A 1,467-nucleotide genomic window follows, 5' to 3' on the forward strand; every position below is an offset into this window, starting at 1 on the left:
CGAAGTGGTTGATGCCATGCTTCCAAGAAAAGCTTCTAAGCTTCAGGTAACCAGGAACCGTACCCCAAACCGACACAGGTGGTTGGGTAGAGAATACCAAGGCGCTTGAGAGAACTCGGGTGAAGGAACTAGGCAAAATGGCACCGTAACTTCGGGAGAAGGTGCGCCGGTGAGGGTGAAGGACTTGCTCCGTAAGCTCATGCCGGTCGAAGATACCAGGCCGCTGCGACTGTTTATTAAAAACACAGCACTCTGCAAACACGAAAGTGGACGTATAGGGTGTGACGCCTGCCCGGTGCCGGAAGGTTAATTGATGGGGTTAGCTAACGCGAAGCTCTTGATCGAAGCCCCGGTAAACGGCGGCCGTAACTATAACGGTCCTAAGGTAGCGAAATTCCTTGTCGGGTAAGTTCCGACCTGCACGAATGGCGTAACGATGGCGGCGCTGTCTCCACCCGAGACTCAGTGAAATTGAAATCGCTGTGAAGATGCAGTGTATCCGCGGCTAGACGGAAAGACCCCGTGAACCTTTACTATAGCTTTGCACTGGACTTTGAATTTGCTTGTGTAGGATAGGTGGGAGGCTTTGAAGCGTGGACGCCAGTTCGCGTGGAGCCATCCTTGAAATACCACCCTGGCAACTTTGAGGTTCTAACTCAGGTCCGTTATCCGGATCGAGGACAGTGTATGGTGGGTAGTTTGACTGGGGCGGTCTCCTCCTAAAGAGTAACGGAGGAGTACGAAGGTGCGCTCAGACCGGTCGGAAATCGGTCGTAGAGTATAAAGGCAAAAGCGCGCTTGACTGCGAGACAGACACGTCGAGCAGGTACGAAAGTAGGTCTTAGTGATCCGGTGGTTCTGTATGGAAGGGCCATCGCTCAACGGATAAAAGGTACTCCGGGGATAACAGGCTGATACCGCCCAAGAGTTCATATCGACGGCGGTGTTTGGCACCTCGATGTCGGCTCATCACATCCTGGGGCTGAAGCCGGTCCCAAGGGTATGGCTGTTCGCCATTTAAAGTGGTACGCGAGCTGGGTTTAGAACGTCGTGAGACAGTTCGGTCCCTATCTGCCGTGGACGTTTGAGATTTGAGAGGGGCTGCTCCTAGTACGAGAGGACCGGAGTGGACGAACCTCTGGTGTTCCGGTTGTCACGCCAGTGGCATTGCCGGGTAGCTATGTTCGGAATAGATAACCGCTGAAAGCATCTAAGCGGGAAACTAGCCTCAAGATGAGATCTCACTGGAACCTTGAGTTCCCTGAAGGGCCGTCGAAGACTACGACGTTGATAGGTTGGGTGTGTAAGCGCTGTGAGGCGTTGAGCTAACCAATACTAATTGCCCGTGAGGCTTGACCATATAACACCCAAGCAATTTGACTACTCTAACGAGCATCAGATTGCGGTGTGTGAAGATGATACGAACCGAAAGTTCGATATCTCACAAAACACCGATCTGTCACATAC

1 rRNA gene is annotated in these 1,467 nt (G+C 52.5%); it reads left to right on the plus strand.

Going from position 1 to position 1,467, the window contains the following annotated elements:
- Positions 1 to 1,360 (plus strand): 23S ribosomal RNA (locus BMZ57_RS28875); the annotation flags it as partial.
- Positions 1,361 to 1,467 lie beyond the last annotated feature (107 nt).

It is taken from the genome of Pseudomonas simiae (assembly GCF_900111895.1).
Lineage (GTDB): Bacteria > Pseudomonadota > Gammaproteobacteria > Pseudomonadales > Pseudomonadaceae > Aquipseudomonas > Aquipseudomonas simiae.